General features: G+C 63.5%; 22 protein-coding genes and 1 tRNA gene. 14 read left to right on the top strand and 9 right to left on the bottom strand.

Going from position 1 to position 26,066, the window contains the following annotated elements:
• Window positions 1–50 precede the first annotated feature (50 nt).
• The 4 genes from ABD842_RS20345 to ABD842_RS20360 form a co-directional block, all read right to left on the bottom strand.
• Window positions 51–767, bottom strand: coding sequence for a YiaD family glycine zipper/OmpA-like lipoprotein (locus tag ABD842_RS20345; RefSeq protein ID WP_345117880.1), 717 nt, complete (start codon window positions 765–767; stop codon window positions 51–53).
• A gap of 372 nt (window positions 768–1,139) precedes the next feature.
• Window positions 1,140–1,871, bottom strand: coding sequence for a YiaD family glycine zipper/OmpA-like lipoprotein (locus ABD842_RS20350; RefSeq protein WP_345117881.1), 732 nt, complete (start codon window positions 1,869–1,871; stop codon window positions 1,140–1,142).
• Window positions 1,872–2,094: 223 nt separating this feature from the next.
• Entirely contained in the window at window positions 2,095–2,988 is an 894-nt protein-coding gene (gene accD, locus ABD842_RS20355) for an acetyl-CoA carboxylase, carboxyltransferase subunit beta (protein ID WP_345117882.1), read from the bottom strand.
• Window positions 2,989–3,130: 142 nt separating this feature from the next.
• Window positions 3,131–4,183 carry a class I fructose-bisphosphate aldolase gene (locus ABD842_RS20360; protein ID WP_345117883.1) on the bottom strand — a complete coding sequence of 351 codons (1,053 nt, stop codon included), beginning with the start codon at window positions 4,181–4,183 and terminating at the stop codon, window positions 3,131–3,133.
• Between the two features lie 170 nt (window positions 4,184–4,353).
• Here ABD842_RS20360 and ABD842_RS20365 point away from each other — a divergent pair, with 170 nt between their 5' ends.
• Both ABD842_RS20365 and ABD842_RS20370 read left to right on the top strand, forming a co-directional pair.
• Window positions 4,354–5,373 carry an OmpA/MotB family protein gene (locus ABD842_RS20365; RefSeq protein ID WP_345117884.1) on the top strand — a complete coding sequence of 340 codons (1,020 nt, stop codon included), beginning with the start codon at window positions 4,354–4,356 and terminating at the stop codon, window positions 5,371–5,373.
• A 100-nt stretch (window positions 5,374–5,473) separates the two neighbouring features.
• Window positions 5,474–6,904, top strand: coding sequence for a hypothetical protein (locus tag ABD842_RS20370; protein WP_345117885.1), 1,431 nt, complete (start codon window positions 5,474–5,476; stop codon window positions 6,902–6,904).
• 102 nt (window positions 6,905–7,006) lie between these two features.
• On the opposite strand, the gene ABD842_RS20375 is transcribed toward ABD842_RS20370, so the two are convergent.
• From ABD842_RS20375 to ABD842_RS20385, 3 genes are all read right to left on the bottom strand, one after another.
• The gene (locus tag ABD842_RS20375; RefSeq protein ID WP_345117886.1) at window positions 7,007–7,993 is read right to left on the bottom strand and encodes an MBL fold metallo-hydrolase; all 987 of its coding nucleotides are present in this window, start codon (window positions 7,991–7,993) and stop codon (window positions 7,007–7,009) included.
• 206 nt (window positions 7,994–8,199) lie between these two features.
• Window positions 8,200–8,697 (bottom strand): hypothetical protein, encoded by a 498-nt coding sequence (locus tag ABD842_RS20380; protein ID WP_345117887.1) that lies wholly within the window; start codon window positions 8,695–8,697, stop codon window positions 8,200–8,202.
• 26 nt (window positions 8,698–8,723) lie between these two features.
• Window positions 8,724–9,863 (bottom strand): cystathionine gamma-synthase, encoded by a 1,140-nt coding sequence (locus ABD842_RS20385; protein ID WP_345117888.1) that lies wholly within the window; start codon window positions 9,861–9,863, stop codon window positions 8,724–8,726.
• A 158-nt stretch (window positions 9,864–10,021) separates the two neighbouring features.
• On the opposite strand from ABD842_RS20385, the gene ABD842_RS20390 reads away from it, so the two are divergent.
• Both ABD842_RS20390 and ABD842_RS20395 read left to right on the top strand, forming a co-directional pair.
• Window positions 10,022–10,741 (top strand): TVP38/TMEM64 family protein, encoded by a 720-nt coding sequence (locus ABD842_RS20390; RefSeq protein ID WP_345117889.1) that lies wholly within the window; start codon window positions 10,022–10,024, stop codon window positions 10,739–10,741.
• Window positions 10,742–10,856: 115 nt separating this feature from the next.
• A tRNA-Arg gene (locus ABD842_RS20395) sits at window positions 10,857–10,930 on the top strand.
• A 303-nt stretch (window positions 10,931–11,233) separates the two neighbouring features.
• Here ABD842_RS20395 and ABD842_RS20400 read toward each other — a convergent pair.
• The gene (locus ABD842_RS20400; RefSeq protein ID WP_345117890.1) at window positions 11,234–12,505 is read right to left on the bottom strand and encodes a PQQ-dependent sugar dehydrogenase; all 1,272 of its coding nucleotides are present in this window, start codon (window positions 12,503–12,505) and stop codon (window positions 11,234–11,236) included.
• A 564-nt stretch (window positions 12,506–13,069) separates the two neighbouring features.
• On the opposite strand from ABD842_RS20400, the gene ABD842_RS20405 reads away from it, so the two are divergent.
• On the top strand, window positions 13,070–13,537 hold the full coding sequence (locus ABD842_RS20405) for a GNAT family N-acetyltransferase (RefSeq protein WP_345117891.1): 468 nt from the start codon (window positions 13,070–13,072) through the stop codon (window positions 13,535–13,537).
• Between the two features lie 274 nt (window positions 13,538–13,811).
• Here the strand turns inward: ABD842_RS20405 and ABD842_RS20410 are convergent, their stop codons facing one another.
• Window positions 13,812–14,858 (bottom strand): NAD(P)H-dependent oxidoreductase, encoded by a 1,047-nt coding sequence (locus tag ABD842_RS20410; RefSeq protein WP_345117892.1) that lies wholly within the window; start codon window positions 14,856–14,858, stop codon window positions 13,812–13,814.
• A gap of 263 nt (window positions 14,859–15,121) precedes the next feature.
• On the opposite strand from ABD842_RS20410, the gene ABD842_RS20415 reads away from it, so the two are divergent.
• The 9 genes from ABD842_RS20415 to ABD842_RS20455 all read left to right on the top strand — a co-directional run bounded on the left by ABD842_RS20415 (window position 15,122) and on the right by ABD842_RS20455 (window position 25,564).
• On the top strand, window positions 15,122–15,718 hold the full coding sequence (locus tag ABD842_RS20415) for a carboxymuconolactone decarboxylase family protein (protein WP_345117893.1): 597 nt from the start codon (window positions 15,122–15,124) through the stop codon (window positions 15,716–15,718).
• 203 nt (window positions 15,719–15,921) lie between these two features.
• A complete protein-coding gene (locus tag ABD842_RS20420) occupies window positions 15,922–16,605 on the top strand; it encodes a haloacid dehalogenase type II (protein WP_345117894.1) in 684 nt (227 codons plus the stop codon).
• A gap of 50 nt (window positions 16,606–16,655) precedes the next feature.
• A complete protein-coding gene (locus tag ABD842_RS20425; protein ID WP_345117895.1) occupies window positions 16,656–17,261 on the top strand; it encodes a peroxiredoxin-like family protein in 606 nt (201 codons plus the stop codon).
• Window positions 17,262–17,364: 103 nt separating this feature from the next.
• Entirely contained in the window at window positions 17,365–17,760 is a 396-nt protein-coding gene (locus ABD842_RS20430) for an HYC_CC_PP family protein (protein ID WP_345117896.1), read from the top strand.
• A 165-nt stretch (window positions 17,761–17,925) separates the two neighbouring features.
• A complete protein-coding gene (locus ABD842_RS20435) occupies window positions 17,926–19,233 on the top strand; it encodes an efflux RND transporter permease subunit (protein WP_345117897.1) in 1,308 nt (435 codons plus the stop codon).
• 151 nt (window positions 19,234–19,384) lie between these two features.
• The gene (locus ABD842_RS20440; protein WP_345117898.1) at window positions 19,385–21,277 is read left to right on the top strand and encodes an efflux RND transporter permease subunit; all 1,893 of its coding nucleotides are present in this window, start codon (window positions 19,385–19,387) and stop codon (window positions 21,275–21,277) included.
• A gap of 37 nt (window positions 21,278–21,314) precedes the next feature.
• Window positions 21,315–22,619: a TolC family protein gene (locus ABD842_RS20445; RefSeq protein ID WP_345117899.1), complete on the top strand. Its 1,305-nt coding sequence runs from the start codon at window positions 21,315–21,317 to the stop codon at window positions 22,617–22,619.
• Window positions 22,597–24,051, top strand: coding sequence for a heavy metal-binding domain-containing protein (locus ABD842_RS20450; protein ID WP_345117900.1), 1,455 nt, complete (start codon window positions 22,597–22,599; stop codon window positions 24,049–24,051). Before ABD842_RS20445 ends, ABD842_RS20450 begins: the two co-directional genes overlap by 23 nt.
• Window positions 24,044–25,564: an efflux RND transporter periplasmic adaptor subunit gene (locus tag ABD842_RS20455; RefSeq protein ID WP_345117901.1), complete on the top strand. Its 1,521-nt coding sequence runs from the start codon at window positions 24,044–24,046 to the stop codon at window positions 25,562–25,564. Before ABD842_RS20450 ends, ABD842_RS20455 begins: the two co-directional genes overlap by 8 nt.
• Window positions 25,565–26,066 lie beyond the last annotated feature (502 nt).

Below are 26,066 nucleotides of genomic sequence, written 5' to 3' on the forward strand. Positions count from 1 at the left end.
AAGGCGGCCCCCATCCGGGAGCCGCCTTTTCAGCTTTAGCATTTTGGGGCTTAGATGGTGCCTTTCTCAGCAGCCTTCTTCAGCTTCTCGTTGGCGTAGATGGCCACTTCCACGCGGCGGTTGGCAATGCGGCCGGATTCGGTCGAGTTATCGGCAATAGGCTGCTTGGAGCCGTAGCCGGATACCGTGAAGCGGGAAGCGTCCACACCCTGACCCTGGGCATAGTTGGCCACGGCCTGAGCCCGGCGCTGCGACAAAGGGTCGTTGATGGCGTCCGAACCGGAGGTATCGGTGTGGCCTTCTACCAGTACTTCCGTGTCCTGGTATTTGATGAGGGTCTTAGCCAGATCCGCAATGTTGGCCTGCGCCGACGAGGTCAAAGCCGAAGAGTTTTTGCCGAACAGCAAACCCGAGTCAAAGGTGATTTTGATGCCTTCACCAACGCGCTCTACGCGAGCACCCGACATTTCTCTCTTCAGCTCAGCCGCTTGCTTATCCATACGACGACCGATCAGGGCCCCGGCCCCACCACCTACGGCAGCTCCGATGATGGCTCCACCGGCGGTGCTGTTTTTGCCGCCGATTACGCGGCCCAGCACACCACCTACTACGGCACCGCCACCGGCACCGATAATAGCGCCCTTAGCGGTTTTGCTCCAGGGCTTCTTGGTCGTGGTAGTTGTGGTAGTCGTTTGCGCTTCCGCGGCGTTGGAGCCGAGCAACAGTACGGCCAGCATAGCGGCGAAATACGAACGGAGATTTTTCATGGGGTTTTACTTTTGAGGTTTTGGTCTGGGTAAGAGCAGTTGGTTGCGGCGCTAAACTATAGCAGAGTTTTTAGACCACCGTTACCGTTCTGTTGGAAGCAGAATTGCAACCACCTTGCCAAAACGATGAATACTGCGTTAAAATTGCCAAAAACTTCATTCCTGAGCTGTCTAGACCTATTTCTCAGGAAGAATTATTTTTGTTTTTTTCTTTCTGCCGCCGCCTGGGCCTGTTGAAAAGGCGGGCTGAATGCCTCTTCTCTTGCATGGCGCCCTTGCGGCCGGCAACAACCGCAAGCCGCTTGGAGCAGCCCCAAAAAAAAGGGCCATGCTACCAGCACGGCCCTTTTAAAGACTACAGCTCGAAAAGGCTTACAGACGGCCTTGCTCGGCAGCCTTCTTCATTTTCTCGTTGGCATAGATGGCAATTTCTACCCGACGGTTGGCCTGCTTGCCTTCCATCGTCGTGTTGTCGCCGATGGGCTGCGACGAGCCGTAGCCCTGGCTGCTTACGCGGCTGGCATCAACGCCCTGGGTAGTGGTGTAGTTGGCCACGGCCTGGGCCCGGCGCTCCGACAGCGGCTGGTTGATGGCATCGGTGCCGGAAGCATCGGTGTGGCCTTCAATCAGGACGTTGGTATCGGGGTATTTTTGCAGCACGGCGGCCATTTTCTGGATTTCCGACATCGAGGCAGCACGCAGCGTGGCGCTGTTGGTATCAAACAGGATGCCCGAGTCGAAGGTAATTTTGATACCCTCACCCACGCGCTCCACTTTGGCGTTCTGCATGTCGCGCTGCAGGTCTTCGGCCTGCTTGTCCATTTTACGGCCAATCAAAGCGCCGCCGGTACCACCTACGGCCGCCCCAATGATAGCGCCGTATGCCGTACCCGACTTGCCACCGAGCAGACGCCCCGCTACGGCACCCACAGCAGCGCCCGTACCGGCCCCAATCAGGCCCCCCTTAGCGGTTTTGCTCATGCCGGTTTTGCGGGCACCGGTGCCATTGGCATCCGGGATGTTGGGGTTGCGTGTAGTGGCACACGACCCAAAGATCAGGGTCAGGGCCATGAAAAAGGCGAGCAGAGAAGTGGAGGATTTCATCAGACTGAAATTAGTGAAAGGGAAAAGCTGAATTGCGTTTTGGGGTACTTACTGAACTTTCCGACAAAATGTTTGCCTAATATAGGTTTCTTGCTATACCCATTTGAGGGCGAGGCCGGTACTTTTGGGCGGTACTAATGAAAAGCCCGTTCATTGCGCCAGCTGCGCAGTGAACGGGCTTTTCCAAAAAGCTTGCCGGAAATAGCCGGAAATAGGCGGCCGGCTATTGGCGGCTGCGCTGAATCCGCACGGACTCGGCGGCGGCTACGGCCGCGGGCTGCAGCATCGTCAGCAGGTCAGTGAGTTGCTGCTTGAGGTCTTTGCGGTCCACAATAAAGTCCAGGAAGCCGTGCTCCAGCACAAATTCTGCGCTCTGGAAGTCTTTCGGCAGATCCTTACCGATGGTTTCCTTGATAACGCGGGGGCCGGCAAAGCCGATCAGCGCGCCGGGCTCGGCAATGTTGAAGTCGCCGAGCATGGCGAAGGACGCCGTGACGCCGCCCGTGGTAGGGTCGGTGAGCATGGAAATATACGGGATGCCCGCCTCGGAGAGCATGGCCAGCTTGGCCGAGGTCTTGGCCATCTGCATCAGCGAGTAGCCCGCTTCCATCATGCGGGCCCCACCCGACTTGCTGATCATCAGGAACGGAATGCGGTGCTGGCGGGCGTAGTCGATGGCGCGGGCAATCTTCTCGCCCACCACCGAGCCCATCGAGCCGCCGATAAACTTAAAATCCATGCACGACACCACCAGGTCCAGGCCGTTCAGGCGGCCGTGGGCCGAGCGGACGGCATCGGTGAGGCCCGTACTCTTCTGCGTGGCCTTCAGGCGCAGCGGATACGGCTTGGTATCCACGAAGCGCAGCGGGTCGGCGGAGCTCAGGTCGGCGTCGAGCTCGGTAAACTCGTTGCCGTCGAAGAGCAGCTCGAAGTACTCGGCCGACTCAATCCGGTCGTGGTGGTTGCACTTGGCGCAGGTGTAGCGCAGCCGCTTGTGCTCGGCCATCGTGGCCACCGTTTTGCACTCCGGGCACTTGTACCACAGCCCATCCGGCGTCTCCTTCTTCTGCTCCGTCGGCGTGACGATGCCTTTCTCTACGCGTTTAAACCAAGACATTTCTTATTTCGCTTTTAGCCAGCCGCCGGGGCCGCTGGCTGATGTTCCGTTGATTTTGGGGCTGGCCCGCCACTACTGCAGCAAACCGGCCAGCTTCATGACACAAAGCTAACAGCTAATAGCCATCAGCAAACGGCTTCCCTCACGCGACGGTAATGGAAGCGTCGAGGTAGACGTCCTGTACGGCGTTGAGCAGCTGCACGCCTTCGGCAAAAGGCCGCTGAAAGGCTTTACGACCCGAAATCAGGCCCTGGCCGCCGGCGCGCTTGTTGATGATGGCGGTACGCACGGCCTCGGCCTGGTCGGTGGCCCCGCGGCTTTCCCCGCCCGAGTTGATGAGGCCGATGCGGCCCAGGTAGCAGTTGGCCACCTGGTAGCGGGTCAGATCGATGGGGTTGTCGGAAGCCAGCTGGTCGTACATGGCCGGGAAGGTCTTGCCGAACTTGAGGGTCGAAAAGCCGCCGTTATTTTCGGGCAGCTTCTGCTTGATGATATCGGCCTGGATGGTCACGCCGAGGTGGTTGGCCTGGCCGGTGAGGTCGGCCGACACGTGGTAGTCTCTGTCCGTGGTTTTGAAGGCGTCGTTGCGGGTGTAGCACCAGAGCACCGTGGCCAGGCCCAGCTCGTGGGCCCGCTCAAAGGCCTGACTGACTTCCAGGATCTGGCGGTTGGACTGCTCGGAGCCAAAGTAGATGGTGGCACCGATGGCCGTGGCGCCCAGGTTCCAGGCTTCTTCCACCGAGCCGAACAGCACCTGGTCGAACTTATTGGGGTAGGTCAGCAGCTCGTTGTGGTTGATTTTAACCAGAAATGGGATTTTGTGGGCGTATTTGCGCGCCACCGTCCCGAACGTGCCAAAGGTGGTAGCCACGGCGTTGCAGCCGCCTTCCAGGGCCAGCCGGAGGATGTTTTCGGGGTCGAAATACATTGGATTGGGCCCGAAAGCGGACCCGGCGGTGTGCTCAATGCCCTGATCGACGGGCAGAATGCTCAGGTAGCCGGTGCCCCCCAGCCGCCCGTGCCCGTAGAGCTGCCCCAGACTGCGCAGCACCTGCGGCGAGCGGTTGGAAGGCCCGAAGCAGCGGTCCAGAAAGTCGGGCCCGGGCAGGTGCAGCAGCTCCTTGCCGATGGTTCGGCACTCGTGCTGCAGCAGGGCCTCCGTTTCGGCCGTCAGGTGGGGAAAGATGGAAGCCATTCGCGAGGTAGGGGAAAGACTGGGCCGGAAGGAAAGCAAATATAGGCCGAAAATCGGTGCGCCGCCGGGGCGTGGTTGCAAGTTGCGGCGGCGGGGCGCTACCTTGCCGCGGGATAGTGGGCCGCCCCGGGCCGCTGCTGCCCCTTCGCTTTTTTTAACCTCTGCCTCTCGTGAAGAAACAATCTATCTGGCTCCTGACCACGGCGGCCCTGGCGGCTTCGACGCTGCTGCCGGGCTGCGTGGCTTCCAAGAAATACGACGACCTGCGCGCCCGTCAGACCGCCACCGAGCAGGGCAAGGCCGAGGCCGAGCGCCAGCAGCGCCAGGCCGTGACGGAGCTCAAGAAAGCCAGCGACGAGCTGACCGAGCTGCGCCTGAACAACAAGCGGCTGATGGCCGACTCGACCCAGAACGGCAACGCCCTGCGCCGCACCCGCACGCTCTACACCCAGCTCACCGACAGCTACGACAAGCTGCTCCGAAACTCCGACCGCGCCATGGCCGATAAGTCGGCCGACTACAACAAGGTGGCCAAGGACCTAGCCCGCCGCGAGGCCGAGCTGGGCGAGCTGGACGCGTCGCTGAAGAAGAACCGCACTGAAATCGACAAGCTCAACGCTGACCTGCAATTCCGGGAAGCCAAGCTGACCGAGCTGACCAAGGCCTTGGCCGACAAGGACAAGGCCGTGAATGACCTGCGCACGAGCGTGAGCAACGCCCTGCGCGGCTTCCAGGGCACCGATCTGCAGGTGAAGATGAAGGACGGCAAGGTGTACGTGTCGCTTTCCGAGCAGCTGCTGTTTAAGTCGGGCTCGACCAAGGTGGACCCCAAAGGCCAGGAGGCGCTCAAGCAGCTGGCCGCCGTGCTCAAAACCCAGCCCGACGTGAACGTGGTGGTAGAAGGCCACACCGACAACGTGGCCTTCAGCCGCCCGGCCGGCGCCATGCAGGACAACTGGGACCTGAGCGTGCTGCGGGCCACCGAAATTGCCCGGCTGATTACGGCCGGGGGCGTAGAGCCCCAGCGCATCACCGCCTCGGGCCGCAGTCAGTACATTCCGGTAGCCGCCAACGACTCGCCGGCCAACAAGGCCCTGAACCGCCGCACCGAAATTATTCTGACGCCCAAGCTCAACGAGCTGTTCAAGATTCTGGACTCGAACTCGACAACGGCCACGCCGGGCAAGTAGCTATCCTTATCCGGGGCATCGGCCTCTATACCGTTGCCGGCAGCCATTCCGGCTGGTGGCAAGTCAATCCATTACCGTTTCCCTTCCCCTATTTTTTCCGATGATTCCATCTGCCTTTTCCCGTCTGCTGCCTCTACTGGGGCTGCTGCTGCTGCTTGCTCTCCCAACTCAGGCCACGCACATCGTGGGCGCCGAAATAAGCTACGCACCGGTGGCCGGTGACCACCGGCGCTATCTGGTCACGGCCAAAGTATACCGCGAAACCGTCAACGGGCAGGTGAATTTTGGGCCTGAAATAGAGTTGCATTGCCGCCTTAATGGCTGCAGTGCCGGTAACCCAACCAATTTCAAGGACCGGCTGACCCGGATCAGCACTTCCTTTCTGAGCTACACTGGGTGCACTGGAGGCCCCACGATAGAGCAGCAGGTATTTGTAGGGGAGGTGAACTTTCCGAATGTAGGCCTGTGGACGATGAGCCTGTTTGAAGCAAACCGCACGCGCAGCATTGTGAATCTAGTCAACTCAGATTTCTACACGATGTATGCCGAAGCCCAGGTGAATGTGCTGTCGGCCATGCCCGCCAATACGTCCCCGGTTTTTTCCTCTACGCTGCTGCCCTCCATCTGCGGCAGCCAGTTTCACCGCTTCAGCTTCGCCGCGTTTGATGCCGACGGTGACTCGCTGGTGTACCACATGACCGACCCGCAGGGTACGCCGGCCGGTGGTGTTGACTTCTGCCCGGCCCCCATTCCGGCTACGCCCTCGCCCCATTTCACCGTCAATAGTGCCTCCGGCGAGCTGGCTACGGGGCCCTTCACCCTGACCATTGGCAACTACATCATGGCCGTTCGGGTGGATGAATACCGGCGCGTGGCCAGCCAGTGGACGAAAATCGGCAGCGTGATGCGCGACATCATGTATCCGGTCCGGAGTAGTTCCGGCAACCTCAACCCGACCTTCACCACGCTCACCGTAAGCGGCACCACGCAACCCGTCGGCCAGCTGGTGCGCGTCAACCCGGGCCGGACAGTTTCGCTCACGCTGACGGCCACCGACCAGAACGCCGGGCAAGCGCTGCGCTTCAGCACCGACGCCCTTATTCCCGGGGTTACGCTGCAAACCCTGTCGGCCACCCAGGCCCGGCTGACGTGGCAGATACCGGCCAATCAGCCCCTGGGGCGGTATACCATTCCGGTGGTGGTAGCCGACAATGCCTGCCCGATTAACGGTACCGAAACCCGGACTCTTACCGTCCAGGTAACCAACCTGGTGTTAAGCTCCCAACCACCGCAGCCCCGCTTCGAGTTGTCGGCTTATCCGATGCCCTTCCGGGAGCAGGTGCGATTTCAGCTAGCGGGCCCGGGTGCCCAGCCCGTGCAGATTCTGGACGGCCTGGGCCGGGTAGTGGCCGAGTTGCGCAGCCAGGCCGACGGCACCGTGAGCTGGCGGCCGGCCGCTTCTTTGGCGCCGGGCCTGTACCTGGCCCGCACTCCCGACGGACGGCAGGTAGCACGTTTGCTGCGCGAGTAGCCGCCTACATTCCAAAAGCACAAGGGTCAACTCCGGTACTGGAGTTGGCCCTTGTGCTTTTCGAGCGAAGCCGATCCATCCGCTTTGATCCTGCCGGATGATTTACGGCTGCCACCACCCCGAGTCCAGGGCGCCGGCCGCTATGTCGGCCCGCTGCCCGGGGCGGGGCAGCACCAGGCGGATGCCCTGGGCGGCCGCGGCGGTGCGCAGGCGCTCCACGGGCTCAGTCCAGCCGTGAAAGGCCAGGTTGAACGTACCCCAGTGCAGAGGCAGCAGGAGCTTCCCGCCCAGAACCTGGTGGGCCACCAGCGCGTGGTCGGGCCCCATATGAACATCAGCCCACATTTCGTCGTAGGCCCCGATTTCGAGCATGGTCAGGTCAAACGGCCCGTAGGCCGCGCCGATTTCGCGGAAGCCGGATTCGTAGGGGCCGGAGTCGCCGCCGAAGAAGGCGCGGTGGGTGGGTCCCAGCAGGCACCAGGAAGCCCAGAGCGTGTTGTCGCGGGAGAGGCCGCGGCCGGAAAAGTGGCGGGCGGGCGTAGCGGCCAGCGTGTGCGTGGCGCCTACTGTTACCTCCTGCCACCAGTCCAGCTCGGTTATCTGGGCGGCTGGCACGCCCCAGCGCCGCAGGTGGCCGCCCACGCCCAGGGGGCAGTAAAACGGCACCCCGGTCCGGCTTAGCACCTTGATAGCAACCGGGTCGAGGTGGTCGTAGTGGTCGTGGGAGAGGATAACGGCATCCAGGGCCGGCAGCTGGGCCAGCGGCAGCGGGGCCGGGAAGAAGCGCTTGGGCCCAACCAGGGCCGAGGGCGAGGCCCGGGCAGCCCACACCGGATCGGTAAGAAACCGCTTGCCGTCCAGCTCAAGCAGGGTGGAGGAGTGCCCGAACCAGGTCACGCGCAGGGCTTCGGCGGGCACGGGCCGGGCCAGGGCCTGGGCATCCGCTTTGAACGGCCCCAGCGGCGGCTTGGGCTCCCGCTCTTCCGGGCCCGTGAGCCAGCGCCGGGCCATGCGGCCGTACTCGGCCGACATGCCCGTGGGCAGGGTGTTGAAGTATTTTTTACCGCTGAAGCGGGAAGGCGTTTTCATCAGCCAGGAGATGACAGGAAGTGGGCTAAGAGACAGATACCCCGTTAGCCAGGCTGCCAAATTCTTCCCCGGCAGACTTACCAGCGACGTACAGCCTGACGGGAAGAACGCGGCAGTGGCCACAATACTTTACGCCAGCGGCCTTTTCCCCAACAAAAAGCCGCCTGCTCCGGGCGGAACAGGCGGCCGCAACCCCAACCGATAAATTACCAGGGCATTCGTAGCGCGTCTTCCAGCTTGGTAAGCGCACTGAACCGGACTTTGGCCCGACCATAATGCAGCGTGCCCCGCGGTACGGCCCGGGCGGCGGCTTCTACTTGCCGAAAAGCAACTTTCGCCGGCGACCAGTCGAACCCGACAAACTCGGCCGGAAACGCGGTATGGCCATCAGCCAGCGCACTCCCAATAAGGTAGAGGCCCGTAAGCTTCCACCCATCGGCCACGCGCACCGCCCGGATTTTCATCTGCTCCTGCAGTATCTGCCCCGATTCCTGCACCTGGGTGGTGATTAGGCCCCGGGCCGGATCCAACGTATCAAGCATAAAGCCGTTGCTATCCAGATAATGGCGCAGCTCGGCCAGTACCGAATCCGGCCGGGCAGTAGTTTTTACCAGCACAACGTTGGCCCGGCCGAATGGTACCGTGGCCGCCGGGGGCTGCTGTTGGGCCGCGGCCGAAAGCGCCATGACCAGCAATGCGCTCAAGACGCCGGCAAGCTCACGGCCCCGCATTACCCGATGGCCTGCTGCAGGTCCTCAATCAGATCCTCCGCGTCCTCAATGCCCACGCTCAGGCGGATGAGCGAATCGGAAAGGCCGGCTTTGCGGCGCTCCTCGGCCGGAATGCTGGCGTGGGTCATGGTGGCGGGGTGGCCGCTGAGGCTTTCCACGCCGCCCAGGCTTTCGGCCAGCGAAAACAGCTGAAACTTCTCCAGCACGGCAATAGCGTCTTCCTTCACGTCGCCCTTCAGCACGAAGGAAATCATGCCGCCGAAGTCGTTCATCTGCTTGGCCGCCACATCGTGGTTGGGGTGGTCTGCGAAGCCGGGCCAGTACACTTTGCCCACTTTGGGGTGCGCCTTGAGGTACTCGGCCACTTTCCGGCCGTTTTCGCAGTGGCGCTGCATGCGGATGTGCAGGGTTTTGAGGCCGCGCAGCACCAGGAAGCAGTCCTGGGGGCCGGGCGTGCCGCCGCAGGCGTTCTGGAAGAAGCTCAGCCGCTCGTGCAGCTGGTCGTCGTTGACGACCACGGCACCCATCACGGTATCGGAGTGGCCGGCCATGTACTTGGTCAGCGAGTACATCACCATGTCGGCGCCCAGCGCCAGCGGGGTTTGCAGGTAGGGCGTGGAGAAGGTATTGTCGACCACCAGCAAAGCGCCGGCCTTTTTGGCCACGGCCGAGGCGGCGGCAATATCGATGACGTTGAGCAGCGGATTAGTCGGCGTCTCGACCCAGATAAGCTTGGTGCGCTCGGTCACGGCGGCTTCCACGGCCGTCATGTCGTGCATGGGCACGAAGTGAAATTTGATGCCGTAGGTGGCGTATACCTTCGTAAACAGGCGGTAGGAGCCGCCGTACAGGTCGTTGGTCGAAATCACCTCGTCGCCGGGCTGCAGCAGTTTCACGATGCAGTCGATGGCGGCCATGCCGGAGGCGAAGGCCAGGCCGTGCTTGCCGTTGTCGAGGGCGGCCAGGGCATCCTGGAGCTGGGTGCGGGTGGGGTTGTGGGTGCGCGAGTACTCGAAGCCTTTGTGGTCGCCGGGGGAGCGTTGCACGTAGGTCGAGGTCTGGTAGATGGGCGTCATGATGGCCCCGGTGGTGGGGTCCGGGTGCACGCCGGCGTGGATGGCTTTGGTACCGAATTTCATAGGAAGCGGGTGAAGAGCTGGGAAGGCGGGAACTTGGGGCCGCAAGTTAGGAATGTCAGAGAAGCTTTGCCGAACCGGGTTTGTTTGGAACTTGCGCGGCTGAACGTAAGACTGAAGCGTACGTTGAACCGGCTACTGCCGTCATTTTTCCACTGCCTATGGCTTTCCTGAAGGAACTGCTCCAAAAAAACGCTTCCACCCTGTTCTCCATGGTGCTGCTGGTGGCCCTGCCGGTGCTGGGCAGCTCGTCGCTGTCGTACATGCTCTACCGCAACCAGGCGCTGCTGCAAAATCTGTCCTTGGGGCAGGCGCTGGCGTATTTCGTGGTCATTGCCTTCACCATGGCCTTTGCCCTCACGCCCACCACCTTTGTGGCCCTGGCGACGGGCTTCTACCTGGGCTGGGCGGGCCTGCCGGGCATGGTGCTGGCCTACGCGCTGGCGGCCTTCGTGGGCTACGAGGTGGCCTGCCGTCTCGACCACGGCAAGATGACGACCTTCCTGCACCACTTTCCCAAAGCCGACGCCGTGATGCGGGAGCTGAAAACCGAAAGCTGGCAGCTCATCGTCCTCACGCGTATTTCCCCGGTACTGCCCTTTGCCCTGATGACGTTCGTGCTGGCCGTGATGCGCATCGACCGGCGGCGGTTTCTGCTGGGCAGCGTAGCCGGAATGCTGCCGCGCAGCCTGTTTTTCTACTGGCTGGGCACCAAAGCCCAAGACGTGTATGCCCTGCTCAACAACCCCGACTCGGGCACGGCCGGCAAGGTGCTGCTGATCGGGCTGGTGGTCGTGTCGCTGTTCGGCCTGTACTACATTTTCAACCGCGCGCTGCAGCGGGCCCTGGGCCGCAGCACCGGAACCAGCGAAAAAAATTAAAACTGACTTTCAGTCGCTTGCGTCCGTTTCGGGAGTTTTTTGCGGGAAAACCTGGCCCAAGGTTGGGCAACTGGAATGTTTGCCCCTATATTTGCATCTCCAAAACGGAAAAGATGGTTGTGTAGCTCAATTGGATAGAGCATCTGACTACGAATCAGAAGGTTTAAGGTTCGACTCCTTACACGACCACAGATTACTCCTGAAACACCCTGCAAGTCAAGCACTTGCAGGGTGTTTTCGTTTACAGGTAAAACAGCTGCAGGTTTCTCCTCAGGATGACGAAGTCAGCGGCCTGTTTGCTCCTTGTACGTTCAGCCCTGAGCCGGCTCTGTTGGGGCAGTTCAAAGCGATACCTGAATAATCTCCTCAGTAGCTGCTCAGCCCCTGACTGGAATCAGCGGTGTACGGGCGGTTTAAATCCAGCTTGACTCAGCAGCAAAAAGCGCCCCCGCCGGTAGGACGGGGGCGCTTTCACGGAGCAAAATACCGCGGCTACTGTCCTTTGTAGCGCAGCCGCCACACGGTACCGCCCGCGTCGTCGGCAATCAGCATGGAGCCATTGGCGCCTTGCACGAGCCCGAGGGGGCGCCCAAAAACCTGGGGCGTCCCGGGTTGGCCGGGGTTGACGTGCCAGCCGGTCACGAAGTTTTCGTAGCCGCCCACCGGGGCGCCCTGCGCGTTCATGCGCACCCGCACCACCTTGTAGCCCGTCCCGATTTTGCGGTTCCACGAGCCCCGGATGGCCACGAAGGCGTCGTTGCGGTACTCGGCGGGGAAGGTCGTCCCCCCGTAGAACATGACCCCGATGGCCGTTTCGTGGGCCTTAAACAACACCGAGGGCGTGCGCGTGGAGGCCGTGAGCGGGCTCGTAGCTTTCACCCGCGGGTCGCGTAGGGTGGGCGTGAGGTACACGTAAGGGTAGCCGTAGAAGTCGCCCGGGCGCACGGCCGTGAGGTAGTCCGGCACCAGCTCGTCGCCCAGGCCATCGCGCTCGATGCAGGTAGTCCACAACTGGTTCGTCACCGGGCTCAGGGCCAGGCCCTGCGGGTTGCGAATGCCGGCCGCGTAGGTGACGCGGCCCGTGCCGTCCAGGTTATACTCTTCAATCGTGGCCCGGCGGGGGCTGTCCTCCGGGCCGTGGTCGACGGCCGAGCCGATACCGACGTAGAGCTTGTTGGGACCAATGACCAGCGCGCGGGCCGCATGCTGCCCGCCCCCCAACAGCGGAGCCAGCACGGTGGGGGCACCGCTGGCCTTGGTCTGCCCCGACGTATACGGGTAGCGCAAAAGGGCATTGGTCGACGTGACGTAGAAGAAATTGTCTTTGAACGCCATGCCGTAGGGCACGAAGAGCATGCCGCCCACGTCCCAGACAAAGGTTTCGTCAACGGCGCCGTCGTTGTTGGTGTCGCGCAGGACGCTAATCTGATTCATGCCGCTTTGGGCCACGAATAGGTCGCCATTCGGGGCCACGGCCAGCGCGCGGGCATTGGGGACTTTGGCGAACAGGTTGATGGCAAATCCCTGCGGCACCTGAAAGCGGGCCCCGGCCGGCTGCTCCATGAGCACCTGCGGCCAGTTGACGGCCCCGGCCGTAGTGTCGGGGGCGGGCAGGTCGCTGACGCGCACGGTGACGTTGGGCGCGCTGATGACGTCGGTCGGCTGGTCGGCGTTGGTCAGGTCGGGCTCAGTAGGGTCGTCGTTATTATCGTTGCAGGCCGCCAGGCTCAGCAACAGGGAAGCGGTGAGGAAGTGGTTTCGCATGGCATGGGACGATAAGGCAGGCGTGAAAAACAACTGTTTAGTGCCCGGCCTCCTCTCCTTGAGCTGAAACAACCTTCGCCGGCAAAGCTTGCTTGCACTTACTTGGGTACGCCGGCCTACGGGAGAAAGTTGCCGACATTTCCGCCTGACAGCCTGGGTTTTACAGCCTGCGTCAGGCGGCCCCGGGTGCCCGGCAGCCAGCGGCGGGGCATCTCCCGTTGTGGCTCCGCCCCCGTTCCCCGTCTGTCTCTGGTGTTCTCGCTCGGGCAACCACCTCCGCTGACCGCCCTGGCCGCCCTGCTGAGCAAAAAGCAACCTGTACACTTTAGCCCCGAAGCTCACCTGGGCATCATCTCCGGCATGGAGGAGGCGTGGCGGCAAGGCAAGAAAACGGGCCGACCGCCGGGGGCCACGAAAGAGCAGGCGGCTTTTCTGAAAAAGCTATGCGGCAGTGGCCCGGCCGCTACCTTGCCGGTCATGGAGGACGGCGCGCCCGTAGTAGTGAGCTGAGGCCGGGCGCCCGCCCGAGCTGGCCCGTTTCTTCCCCACCGCGTTACCTCGCTCATGACCCTCGCGCTCCGCCCCGTGACCCCGGCCAACCTGGCCACGCTGCTGCCCCTGATGGCCGCCTTTTACCAGCACTTCGGCTACGCCCACCACCCCGCCGCGCAGCAGGCGCTGGCCGCCGAGTTCGTGGCGCACCCCGAGTGGGGGGCGCTGTATCTGCTGGACGAGGCCGGCCAGGCCGTGGGCTACGTGGCCCTTACCTACGGATTCACTTTTGAGCGGGGCGGGCGCTACGCCCTCGTGGATGAGCTTTATGTGGAAGGCGCGGCCCGCAGCCGGGGCGTCGGGCGCGCCGCGCTGCAGCTGCTGCAGCACCAGGCCTGGTCCGCGGGCCTGGTGGCCCTGTACCTGCAAACCGAGCCGTACAATGCCCGCGCGCAGCAGCTCTACGAGTCGGTGGGTTTCGTGGACGACGGGCGCCGCAACCTGGCCTGGTTTAGCGGATTAGGCTTATCCAAGGAGTGAGTACTCGTACCGCCGCTGCTTAAACCGGAAGATAGTTGTCTGTCGGCAGCGCAGGCTGCGCGTGAATTAACGGCCTTTGGGGCCAGGAAAACGCTCGTGAGGCGGGTAAAGAGGGCAAGCACCCGTTGCTGCAACCCGGTGAGCATGGTCAGGAGCCCGCACTTCGACCCAAAGACGGTTCGGCGGCCAGGGCCAGCTCCATGGGGTCGCCGATGTCGTGTACGACCGGGCTGCGGTAATACTCATACGGGACAGGGAAAGCGGGCGGGTAAGTTTAGGACTTGGGCAAATCGGGGCGCAGAGGCGTGTCCAGGTTCAGGCCCTGCTCCTGCTGGGCCGCGGGCGACGAGCCGGCGGGCGGCACGCCCAGGGCCATTTGCGCCGTGCGCCAGCCCAGCTTCACATCGGCCCAGAGGTGGCCGGGGGCCTCGTGGCCGTAGGCGCGGTAGCGGCCGGGCAGCACCGGCCCCTTGGCCTCCACGGCCTCGCGGATGCGGACGGCCCACTGGTCGAACTGCGCCATAAACGGGTCGTCCTGCACCATGTCTTCGGCCTGGTCGTCGGAATACTTTTTGCCGTAGCCGGTTTCGGCGTATTGCCAGAGCTGGTCGGGCACTTCCACGCCGCCGTAGCGGCACTGCCACACCAGGGGCGCGTAGGTATCGCGCATATTCTCGAAGGGTTCGTGCGCGGGGTCGAAGTACTTTTTGTGGCGCAGGATTTTGGGGCGGCCCGTCTCGTCCAGCTCGTCGCCGCCCCCGTCGCCGTAGCAGAAGAAAGCGGCCGTGCGCCCCTCCAGGTGATTGAGGCTGAGCTTTTCCCACTCCGGCGTGTGCTCCAGCGCCATGGCCTTTTCGGGGTTTTTGTGGTCGATGAGGCTTTCGTCGGGGTTGCCGCCGTTCATGCACACCAGCCTATCGAACATGAGCTTGAGCGTAGACGAAGGACCGTACCAGTTCACCGGTCCGATGATGCACCAGGCATCGGCCTGGTCGAGACGGCTGTACAGGTCCAGGTCCCACATCAGGTCGGGCTCGCGCCGGCTGTTTTTCTCGTAGCAGTTGCAGGGCCACACGCACAGGGCCATGCTGGTACTCACGCAGGCATTGCAGCTCTGAATTTTGGGCCGGCCGTACACGTTGCCCAGGTCTTCGGTGTCGATGTCCCAGGTGGCGGGCAGGCGGTCGGCCAGGCGGTTGAGCAGTGTACGGGCTTTGCTGTCCACGCCGGGGCAGTTGTACTCGCGGCGGTTGGAGCCGGCAAGGAGCAGCACACGCAGGCGGCGCGGCGGGGAGGCGTTCTGGTCAGTTGGGGTGGGCATGGGGCGAGTACAAGCTAAAAAATTAACGTGGGCCGCGCTAGTGCTCCGGTTGGTGGGCGGGGCGGGCAATCGGCTGGACTCCTGCTGTTACGGGCCGGCCGGAGCTGGGGCCGTAACTAGCATGGGTTTTATCAGGCGGCCGTCAAGTTGCCTGAAAAAGCACCCGCATTCGCGCCGTTTGGGCACCGTGCGGGGGTCAATTCCGGTATTTGGTGCAGCTTTGTTCGCTAGTTCAGCTATTCCTAAGACTCTCCTACCCGCCCATGTCCACTCCCCTCGTTGCTCCCCTGGCCGCCGATGCCAACCCCGAAGTCGCGCAGCTGGCCACTTTCTTCAACGAAACGCTGGGCTTCTGCCCCAATAGCGTGCTCACCATGCAGCACCGCCCGGCCATTGCCAAAGCCTTTATCGAGCTGAACAAAGCCGTGATGGCCAACCACGGCCGCGTGACCAGCGCCCTGAAGCGGCTTATCGGCTACCTCAGCAGCCATGCGGCGGGCTGCCAGTACTGCCAGGCCCACACCATTCTGGCCGCCGAGCGCTACGGCGCCGAGCAGGAGCAGCTCGACCACATCTGGGAGTTTGCCACCCACCCTGCGTTCAGCCCGGCCGAGCGGGCGGCACTGGCCTTGGCCGTGGCCGCCTCGGCCGTACCCAACGCCGTCAACGACGCCCTCAGCAATGACCTGCGGGCGCATTGGAACGAGGGCGAAATCGTGGAAATTCTGGGTGTGGTGAGTTTGTTCGGGTTTCTCAACCGCTGGAACGACTCGATGGGCACCAGCCTGGAAGACGGGGCCGTGGCGGCCGGCCAGCAGCATCTTTCCGGCCGGGGCTGGCTGCCCGGGAAGCACGCCTGAGGCGGCGTCTGTAGCGCGGGCAGGGGCTGGTTAGAGAGAGGGTGGCCTGCCGACAACCGGGCGCATGGCCGCCAAAAAAGACGAGGCCGACCGGCTGCGTCCCAGGCGGCTGCGTAAGCAGGCGGATGGTTACCCGCCGTTTTGTTTTATCCTCGCTCGCCCTGGCCGCTGCCGCCGTGGCCCTGCCCCTTGCCTTACCCGCCATGACTGCTGCGCCCATCCGCCCCAAGCTGCTGATTTTCGACGTCAATGAAACCCTGCTCGACCTGGGCAAGCTACAACAGGCCGTCAACCAGGAATTCAAGTCCGAAACGGCCTTTAAGCAATGGTTTGCGCTGCTGCTCCAGTATTCGCTGGTCGATACCGTAACCGGGAATTACCACAACTTCGGGCAGATTGGCGACGCGGCCCTCGACATGCTGGCCCAGGCCCTGGGCCAGCCGGCCCGCCCGGCCGGCCGCAAAAAAGAGCTGCTCACGCTCATCACCGAGCTGCCCCCGCACCCCGACGTCATTCCCGGCCTCACGACCCTGCAGAAGGCCGGTTTCCGCTTGGTCACGCTCACCAACTCGCCCGATGCCACGGTGCAGAAGCAGATGGCCTACGCCGGCCTCACCGGCTTTTTCGAGCAGCTGCTCAGCATCGACTCGCTCAAGCGCTACAAGCCCCACCCCGACACCTACCGCACCACCTGCGAGCGACTGAAGGTGGCCCCCGCCCAGACCATGCTGGTGGCTGCCCACGGCTGGGACACGGCCGGGGCCCAGCGGGCGGGCCTACAGGCCGCGTTCATTGCCCGCCCCGGCCAGCAAACTTACCCGCTGGCGCCCGCGCCCACCCTCACCGGCCCCACCCTGCCCGACATTGCCCGCCAGCTGCTAGGCTAAGCCCACCGGGCCGGAAAGCCCGCCGGGCACGGAATGGTTACCTTGCGGCCATGAACAACCGCCTGCTCCTACCCCTGGCCATGCTCGTGCTGGCCCTGCCCCTGGCCAGCCGCGCCCAGCAAACGCCGGCCCGCACGGCCTCGCCGCTGGCCGTGGGCACCGTGGCTCCGGCTTTCAAGGGCCTCGATGCCGCCGGCCGGCCCGTCGAGCTGAAGCAGCTGCTGAAAAAGGGCCCGGTGGTGCTCTACTTTTACCGGGGCCAGTGGTGCCCCTACTGCAGCAAGCAGCTCAGCCAGCTGCAGGATTCGTTGCAGCTGCTCACGGCCAAAGGGGCGCAGATAGTGGTGATTACGCCCGAAACCCAGCAAAATATCGGCAAGACCGTGGAAAAGACCAAAGCGGCCTTCCCCATCGTGTACGACCGTAACTTCGCCATCATGACGGCCTACCACACGGCCTTTACCGTGGACGCGCCCACGGCGCAGAAATACCGCGGCTTCGGCATCGACCTGCGGCAGGCCAATGGCGCGCAGGAAGACGTGCTGCCCGTGCCGGCTACCTACGTCATTGGCCGCAACGGCCGCATTAGATACGTGTACTTCAACCCGGATTATAAGCAGCGGGCCTCCGTGCGCCGCATTGCCGCCGCGCTGTAAGCGGCTGAAAATTGTATAACTCCTGAGCTGAATCCTGTATACCTCCCCCTTGACAGTCTCCGTACTTTTGTAAGCACCTAGGGGTGGTCCCTTTTAACTCCGCGTGAAACGCCTCACCAGCTTTTTCCTGCTCTTTGCCTATCTGCTGTCCAGCCCCGGGCTGGTGTACAGCATGCACTTCTGCGGGCAGGCGCTGACGGCCGTGACGGTGGCCGACGCCGCCGATAAGCACTGCTGCTGCCAGGACACGGGCACCCCCGACTGCGACTGCTGCCACGACCAGGAAGTAGTCAGTGCGGCGAAAGACCTCAAGCTCACGGCCACGCACTTTCTGCTGCAGGCGCCCGACGTGGCCCCGGCGCCCGCCGTAGTGCAGCTGGTGTGGCAGCTAGCCCAGCTTGCCTACCCGGCTAATGAGCCGGCCAGCCGCCTGGTAGCCCACGCGGCCCCGCCGCCCGAGTGCCCGGCCTACGTGCGCGGGCACGCCTTTCTGATTTAGTTGGTGGGATGACGCTCGTCTCCCCCGGCCAGTCGGCCGGGGGGCTTTGGTGCGTGCTGCTGCTTCCCGCGGCGCGCATCCGCGACAAGCCAACCGGGCCGCCGATGTCCCCGCTCGGGGTTTCCGGCGCCGCGGCGCTTCCCATATTCTTGCTGCTAATCAGCTATGATTGAGCGACTCATTTCCCTTTCCCTGCGGAACCGCTACCTCGTACTGCTGCTGGCCGCCGGTTTGTTTGCCTGGGGCGCCTATTCGGTGCGCGAAAGCAAAATCGATGCCATCCCCGACCTGTCCGAAAACCAGGTCATCGTCTTCACCGAGTGGATGGGCCGCAGCCCCCAAATCATGGAGGACCAGGTCACCTATCCGCTGGTGACCAACATGCAGGGCCTGCCCAAGGTGAAGTCCGTGCGCGGCACGTCCATGTTCGGCATGAGCTTCGTGTTCCTGATTTTTGAGGACGACGCCGACATCTACTGGGCCCGCGAGCGGGTGCTGGAGCGCCTCAACTACGCCCAGCGCCTGCTGCCCAGCGGCGTGACCCCCACCCTGGGGCCCGACGGCACGGGCGTGGGCCACGTGCTCTGGTACACCCTCAAGGCCCCCGGCCTGGACTTGGGCGAGCAGCGGGCCTTGCAGGACTGGTACGTCAAGTTCGGCCTGCAAAACGTGCCCGGCGTGAGCGAGGTGGCCTCTTTCGGCGGCTTCCAGAAGCAGTACCAGGTGACGGTAGACCCCACCAAGATGACCTACTACGGCATCACGCTGCCGCAGGTGCTGGCCGCCGTGCGCAGCAACAACAACGAGGCCGGCGGGCGCAAGTTCGAGCAGTCGGGCGTGGGCTACATCATCAAAACGACGGGCTACATCCAGGATATGGCCACGCTGGAAAACGTGCCGGTCATCACCAACGGCACCACGCCGGTGCGCATCCGCGACGTGGCCACGGTGCAGATGACGGGCGAAGCCCGGCTGGGCATCATGGACCTCAACGGCGAGGGCGAGGCTGTGGGCGGCATCGTGGTGATGCGCTACGGCGAAAACGCCGACGCCATGATAACGCGGGTGAAGGCCAAGATGGAGCAAATCCGCGCCGGGCTGCCCCCGGGCGTCTCGTTTCAACTGGTGTACGACCGCAGCGGGCTGATTCAGGATTCGGTGGATTCCATTAAGCACACCCTACTGGAGGAAATGGTGGTGGTGTCGCTGGTCGTGCTGCTGTTCCTCTTTCACTGGCGCAGCGCGCTGAGCATCCTGATTCAGATTCCCATCACCATCGCTACGAGCTTCATCTTACTCAACGCCTTTGACATTTCCTCCAACATTATGTCGCTCACCGGCATTGCCCTGGCCATTGGCGTCATCGTCGACAACGGCATCGTGATGACCGAAAACGCCTACCGCAACCTGGCCGAGTACCAGGCCGGGGAGGAAGCAGATGGCCCACCGGCTCCTCCAGCCACTCCCACCTGAACGTCATGCTGAGCTTGTCGAAGCATCTCTACCGCTTAGTTGAACGGCCTGACGAAGCGGTAGAGATGCTTCGACTCCGCGTTGCTTCGCTCAGCATGACGACCTTTTTCGGTTACCGATTAGCCGGAACCGACAACCAAAATCAACTCCCATGGATAACCAAAAGCGGCTCGAAATCATCGAGTCCTCCAGCAAGCAGGTGTCGCGGGGAATCTTCTTCTCGACCATCATCATCGTCACTTCCTTTTTGCCGGTGTTTCTGCTCACCGGGCAGGAGGGCAAGCTGTTCCACCCGCTGGCCTGGACCAAGAGCTTTATTCTGATTATCGACGCTATTCTGGCCGTGACGCTGGCCCCGGTGCTGATTTCCTTTTTTTTAAAGGGCAAGTTCAAAACCGAGGACCAGAACCCGCTCAACCGCTTCCTGGAGCGCGTGTACTCCCCCATGCTGCACTGGGTGATGCGCTGGCGCAAAACCACCATTGCCATCAACGTGCTGGCTTTGCTGGTGAGTATTCCGCTGGTGATGAGTTTGGGCACCGAGTTCATGCCGCCGCTCAACGAGGGCTCCATTCTGTTCATGCCCGTGGCCCAGCCCGACGTGTCGAACACGGAGATGAAGCGCATCCTGCAGGTGCAGGACAAGATTATCAAGCAGGTGCCGGAGGTGCTGAGCGTGCTGGGCAAGGCCGGCCGGGCCAGCTCGGCTACCGACAACTCGCCCATCAACATGATTGAAACCATCATCCTGCTCAAGCCGCGCGAGCAGTGGCGGGCAGGGATGACCAAGGCCAAGCTGATTGAGGAGATGAACGGCAAGCTCCAGATTCCGGGCGTGGTGAACGGCTGGACCCAGCCCATCATCAACCGCATCAACATGCTGAGCACCGGCATCCGCACCGACGTGGGGGTGAAGGTGTACGGCCAGAACCTGAATACCATCAACACCGTGGCCAACCAGGTGAACGCCGCCCTCAAAGGCGTGCCCGGCGTGGAAGACCTGTACGTGGAGCCCGTGACGGGCGGCAAGTACCTGGAAATCGACATGAACCGCCCCGAGCTGGCCCGCTACGGCCTCACCGTGGACCAGGTAAACGAAGTCGTGGAATCGGCCATCGGCGGGGCCCCCATCGCCAGCACCGTGGAGGGCCGGCGCCGCTTTGCCATCAACGTGCGCCTGGCCCAGGACTACCGCAACAGCCTGGCCGACCTCAAGCGCATTCCCATCCAGACGGCCAGCTTTGGGCCGGTGCCGCTGTCGGCCGTGACGACCATCCGCTACGCCGAGGGCCCGCCGATGATAAGCTCGGAAAACGCCCAGCTGCGCGGCGCGGTGCTCTTCAACGTGCGGGGCCGCGACCTGGGCAGCACCGTGGACGCGGCCATGCAAAAGCTGCAGAGCCTAGAAAAGAAGCTGCCCCAGGGCTACTACCTGGAGTGGAGCGGGCAGTACGAAAACCTAATTAGCTCGCAGCGCACGCTCAAGCTGATTCTGCCGCTGGTGCTCGTGGTGATTTTCGGGGCGCTGTACTTCGCGTTTCACTCCGTGCGGGAAGCGTTTATGAGCCTCATCACCATTCCCTTCGCCCTGATTGGTGGCGCCTACATGGTGTATTTCTACGGCGTGAACCTGTCGGTGGCGGTGGCCGTGGGCTTCATTGCCCTGTTCGGGCTGGCCGTGGAAACGGGCGTCATCATGGTCATCTACTTGAATGACGCCATGCAGAAGCTGGTGGCGCTGAAGGGCAACTCCCGCGAAACCATCAGCAAGGAAGACCTGCAGGAAGCCGTGTTTCACGGCGCGGCCAAGCGCCTGCGGCCTAAGCTGATGACCGTTTCGGTGTCGCTGTTCGGTCTGGTGCCGGTGCTCTGGGCCACCGGCACGGGCTCCGACGTGATGCTGCCCATCGTGCTGCCCATGATAGGCGGGGTGTTCACCTCGGCCACCCACATTTTGCTCGTCACGCCGCTCATCTTCCTGTACACCAAGGAGTACGAGCTGCGCAAATTCGGAAAAATCGATGTTCTCGAAGTCTCACATTAACAGTTGGATGCAGCCTCGGCTCCGTCCCGTTCGCACTATGAAACACTGGCTTCATATCTCCCTGTCTTCCCTGGCTTTGCTGGTTGCCGGCCGGCCGGCCGCCCACGGCCAGGCCATGAGCAAGGACATGCACATGGCGGCCCCCGACGGCCCGGTGCTGCCGCTCGATTCGGTGCTGCAGCTCGTGGAGCGCCGCAACCCGGCCGTGCAGCAGTACGCCTACCAGGCGCGGGCAAAGGAAGCGGCGGTGGCCGGCGCCAGCAGCTGGGAAGCGCCCAAGCTCAGCGCCGGCTACTGGATGACGCCCTACAACCAGCGCCCTATTAAGGAGATGAACAACGGGCAGGGCGAGGGCATGCAGATGGTGTCGGTGGAGCAGATGCTGCCCAACCCGGCCAAGCAGCGCGCCCGCCGGGAGTTCCTCAGCAGCCAGGCGGCCGTGGTGCAGGCCGACCAGCAAAACACCGTGGTGCAGCTGCGGGCGCAGGCCAAAACCCTGTACGTGGAGCAGGCCGTGCTCACCAAAAAGCTGGCCGTGCTGGACGAGAACGAGGAGCTGCTGCGCTTCCTCATCAAGCTGGCCGAGGCGCGCTACCCCTACAACCTGGCCACGCTGCCCAACATCTACGACGCCAAGGCCCGGCTGGAAATGCACCTCAACGACCACCGGCAGGCCGCGGCCCGGGCCGTGCAAAACCAGATTGCGCTCAACACGCTCATGAACCGGCCGCGCGGCCAGGCTTTTGCCGTGGACACCGCCGTGCTCACTGCCCCAACCCTCGCCCTGGCGCCGTTGGATACGGCCACGCTGGCCGGCCGGCGCAGCGACATCCGCCGCCTGGACCGGGCTCTGACCACCGTGCGCCTGAGCCAGAACCTGGAAGCGAGCCGTCGCCGGCCCGACTTCGGGGTGCGCTACGACCACATGCGCGGGCTGGGCCGGACTCCCAACCAGTTTACCGTGATGGGTATGGTTTCCATTCCGCTGGCTCCGTGGGCCGCCCGCGAGTACAAAGCCAACACGGCGGCGTTGGGCTTCGAGGCCCAGGCCCTGCGCAAGCAACGTGAAGACGTGCTCAACGAAGCCAGCGGCCGGCTGGCCAGCCTGCAAACCGACCTGACGCTGCGGCGCGAACAAACCCGGGCCTTCGAGCGCCGCATTCTGCCGGCCCTGCGCCGCAGCTACCAGGCCACGATGCTGGCCTACGAGCAGAACACCGGCCAGCTGTTTCAGGTGCTTGAAGCCTGGACCACCCTCAAGCGGACCCGGCTGGAATACCTGGACAACCTTCAACAGCAACTCACTCAGCAAATAGCGTATGAAAAAGAGCTGGAACAATAGCCCGCTGCGAGCCCGGCTCGTGCGGGCTGCTTTGCCGCTGGCCCTGCTGCTGGGCGCCTGCCAATCGGATAAAAAGCCGGCGGACGCCACCGGTAAAACGGAGGCCCCGGCCGCCGATGCGCACAACCACGAAACGGCGGGGGACCTATTCACCTGCCCCATGCACCCGCAAATCATTCGGGACCAGGCCGGTGACTGCCCCATCTGCGGCATGGACCTCGTGAAAAAGCCCAAGGCGGGCGGCACCCAGGCCCCGGCCAGCGCCAGCCTGCAGAACCTGCTCCGCTCCCCCGACGCCACGGTGGTCTCTACCCAGGCCACCGTTTACCCAACCACCGGCGCGCCTGACCTCACGCTGACGCTGACCGGCCGGGTGGAGTACGACACGCGCCGCACCGAGGTCATTGCTGCCCGCTTCGGGGGCCGCATCGAAAAGCTGCTCATCCGCTACAACTACCAGCCCGTGACCAAGGGCCAGAAGCTGCTGGAGCTCTACAGCCCCGAGCTGGTGACGGCCCAGCAGGAGCTGATTTTTATTCTCACCCACGACGCCCAAAACCAGACCCTGCTGCGGGGTGCCCGCCAAAAGCTGCGCCTGCTGGGCCTGACCGACGCGCAAATAACCCGCACCAGCGCCACCCGCAAGCCCGCGTATTCGGTGGCCATCTACAGCCCATACACCGGCTACGTGGTGGAGCAGCCCGCCCAACCCGGGGCGTCCCTGCCGCCGCCCCCCGCTCCGGCCGGGGGCGGCATGAGTAGCGGCGGCGGTGACCCCATGGGCGGCGGCGCTCCCGCGGCGAGTAGTATGCCCGCCGCCACTCCAGCCATGCCAGTCGAAGCCGGACTCACCCTGACCGAAGGCGCTTACGTGACGGCGGGCCAGACCCTGTTTCGGGTGGTGAATACCCAGCAGGTGTGGGGCGTGTTCGAGCCCCGGCCCGACGAGCTGGCTGCTCTGCAGGTGGGCCAAACCATCCGGGTGCTGCCCGAAAACAACCCGGCCCGCGCCCGGACCGCCCGCATCGACCTGATAGAGCCCTTCTTCCGCGAAGGCGCCCGCACCGGGGCCGTGCGGGTGCACCTCAGTAACCCTGGCGGTCAACTGCGCAGCGGTGCCCTGCTCACCGGCACCGTTAGCGTGACGGCCGCGGGCGGGCTGTGGCTGCCCCGGGCCGCAGTGGTAGACTTGGGCAACCGCGAGGTAGCTTTCGTGCGCCGCAGCGACGCTTTCCAGGCCGTGCCGGTGCAGACCGGCCGGCGCAGCGCCGACCGGGTGCAAATCCTGCAGGGGCTGAGCGAGCGGGACGCGGTGGCCACCAACGCCCAATTTCTGGTCGACAGCGAAGGGTTTGTGCAAACCGCCCGAGCCCCGGCCTCCACCCTACCCCCGACATCGACCCCATCCAAGACCGATTACCGTGATGAATAAGCTTCGTAAGCTGCTCCCCCGCTGGACCCGGGGGCCCCTGCTGGCCTTGGCGCTGCTGGCGGGCCTGCTCACCTTCGGGGTCGGCGCGTGCCAGAAATCCGCGCCCGAAGAAGCGCACGCCCACGAAGGTGCCAGCACCCACTTCACCTGCCCCATGCACCCGCAAATTGTGCGCGACGAGCCGGGCAAATGCCCCATCTGCACCATGGATTTGGTGAAAGCGACCAAGCAGGCGGCCCCCGCTAAACCTGTTGCGGGCCCGGCCACCGCGACGGCGGCGCTTACGCATTACACCTGTCCCATGCACCCGCAAATCAGCCGGGAGCAGCCCGGAAAATGCCCCATCTGCAGCATGGACTTGGTAAAAACGGCCAAAGCCGCGCCGGCGGCTACTCCCCCGGCCGGGGAAGTAGCCGCCGCGCCGGAAGTGATGCTAAGCGCGCAGCAGCGGCAGCTCGCCAATATTGGGGTGGCCGCCCTGGGCACCGGCAACAGCGGGTCGGGCAGTGGCACCGTGCTCACGGGCACCATCACGGCCAACGCCAACCAGACCCGCACGGTCAGCAGCCGGGTGGCCGGGCGCGTCGAGCGGCTGTTTGTGCGCCAGACGGGCGAATCCATTCGAGCGGGAGCCCCACTGGTGGCCATCTACAGCGAGCAGCTGCAGGCCCTGCAGCAGGAATACCTGCTCAGCCTGGCCCAGCTACGGGCCGTGGGCACGAGCGTGAACCAGTACGGCCGCTTAGTGGCCAGCGCCCGCCAGAAGCTGCGCCTGCTCGGCATGACGGACGAGCAGCTCCGCACCCTGGCCGCCACGGGCCGCCCCACTTCTTCGCTGACGTTCTACAGTCCGCAAGCCGGGCTGGTGCAAGCAGTTGGCGTGACAGAAGGCCAGTACGTGGGCGAGGGCGCGCTGCTTGTGTCGCTCACCAACCTTTCCTCGGTGTGGGTGGAAGCTCAGCTTTACCCCGGGGAAGTAGCCGGCATTCAGCTGGGCCAGTCGGTGCAGGTGCAGGTGGCCGGCCTGCCAGATACCTACCCTGGCCAGGTGGTCTTTCTCAGCCCCGAGCTGCAGGCCAACAGCAAGGTGACGCTGCTGCGCGTGCAGCTGACCAACCCCGGCGGGCGCCTGCAGCCCGGCATGCAGGCCAACGTGCGCCTGGCTGCTAGCCGGGGTACAAGGACTCAAACGCTGACCCTGCCCCAGGACGCGGTGCTGCGCGACAGCCGCGGCAGCTACGTGTGGCAGCAGGTGGACCCCGCCGGCCGCTTCCGCCGCCTCAAGGTCACCACGGGGGTCGAAACCGACGAAACCGTGGCCATTACCGGGGGCGTGGCCGCGGGGGCGCAGGTGGTGGTCAGCGGGGCTTACCTGCTGGAAAGCGAATACGCCCTCTACCAGGGCACCGCCCCCATGGCTGGCATGGACTCCAATATGCCGGGCATGGACATGCAGAAAAAGCCGGCCCCCGCCCAGCCCGCGCCGGCCATGGACCCCAACATGAAAATGTAATCAGCGGGCTGCTCACCCTTATTAGGTATCTATGAGCAACCTGGACGACAAGCGAGCAGAGACGTAGACCACGTCAGACTCAATGGGAGTGTTAGCTTAATAACTGAGGTGCTCCCAATTACTGGACCGGCGTGGAGTAGAAAAAAAGCGTTTTCGGAGGCGTTAGAAGGGGTCGAAAAATCCTCCAATACCCAGGCGTTTACTGCAGGGCAGTCTAGCCGCTAATGCCGCCATTGTTCACTCTCTTGGAGCGTGTCTGGGAAGGGAGTAAACGCTACAAGAAAGCGCGCGAGCAAGCTACAAGAGGATCTACCAGGCTCCTTCCTGCTTATGATTGAGGGCTATCAACCCCTTACTGACTCGCAGTGGCAAGTTATGGAGTTGCTGCTCCCGATGCATTGGCGGCGGCGCTTGTGTTTGCGCTGGGTGCTCAACAGCTTACCTCATCGTGTGGCGCACGGGCTTCCCGCGGCGGCGGCCGAACAAAAAAAGGCGGCCTTTT

It is taken from the genome of Hymenobacter algoricola, assembly GCF_039539525.1.
Lineage (GTDB): Bacteria > Bacteroidota > Bacteroidia > Cytophagales > Hymenobacteraceae > Hymenobacter > Hymenobacter algoricola.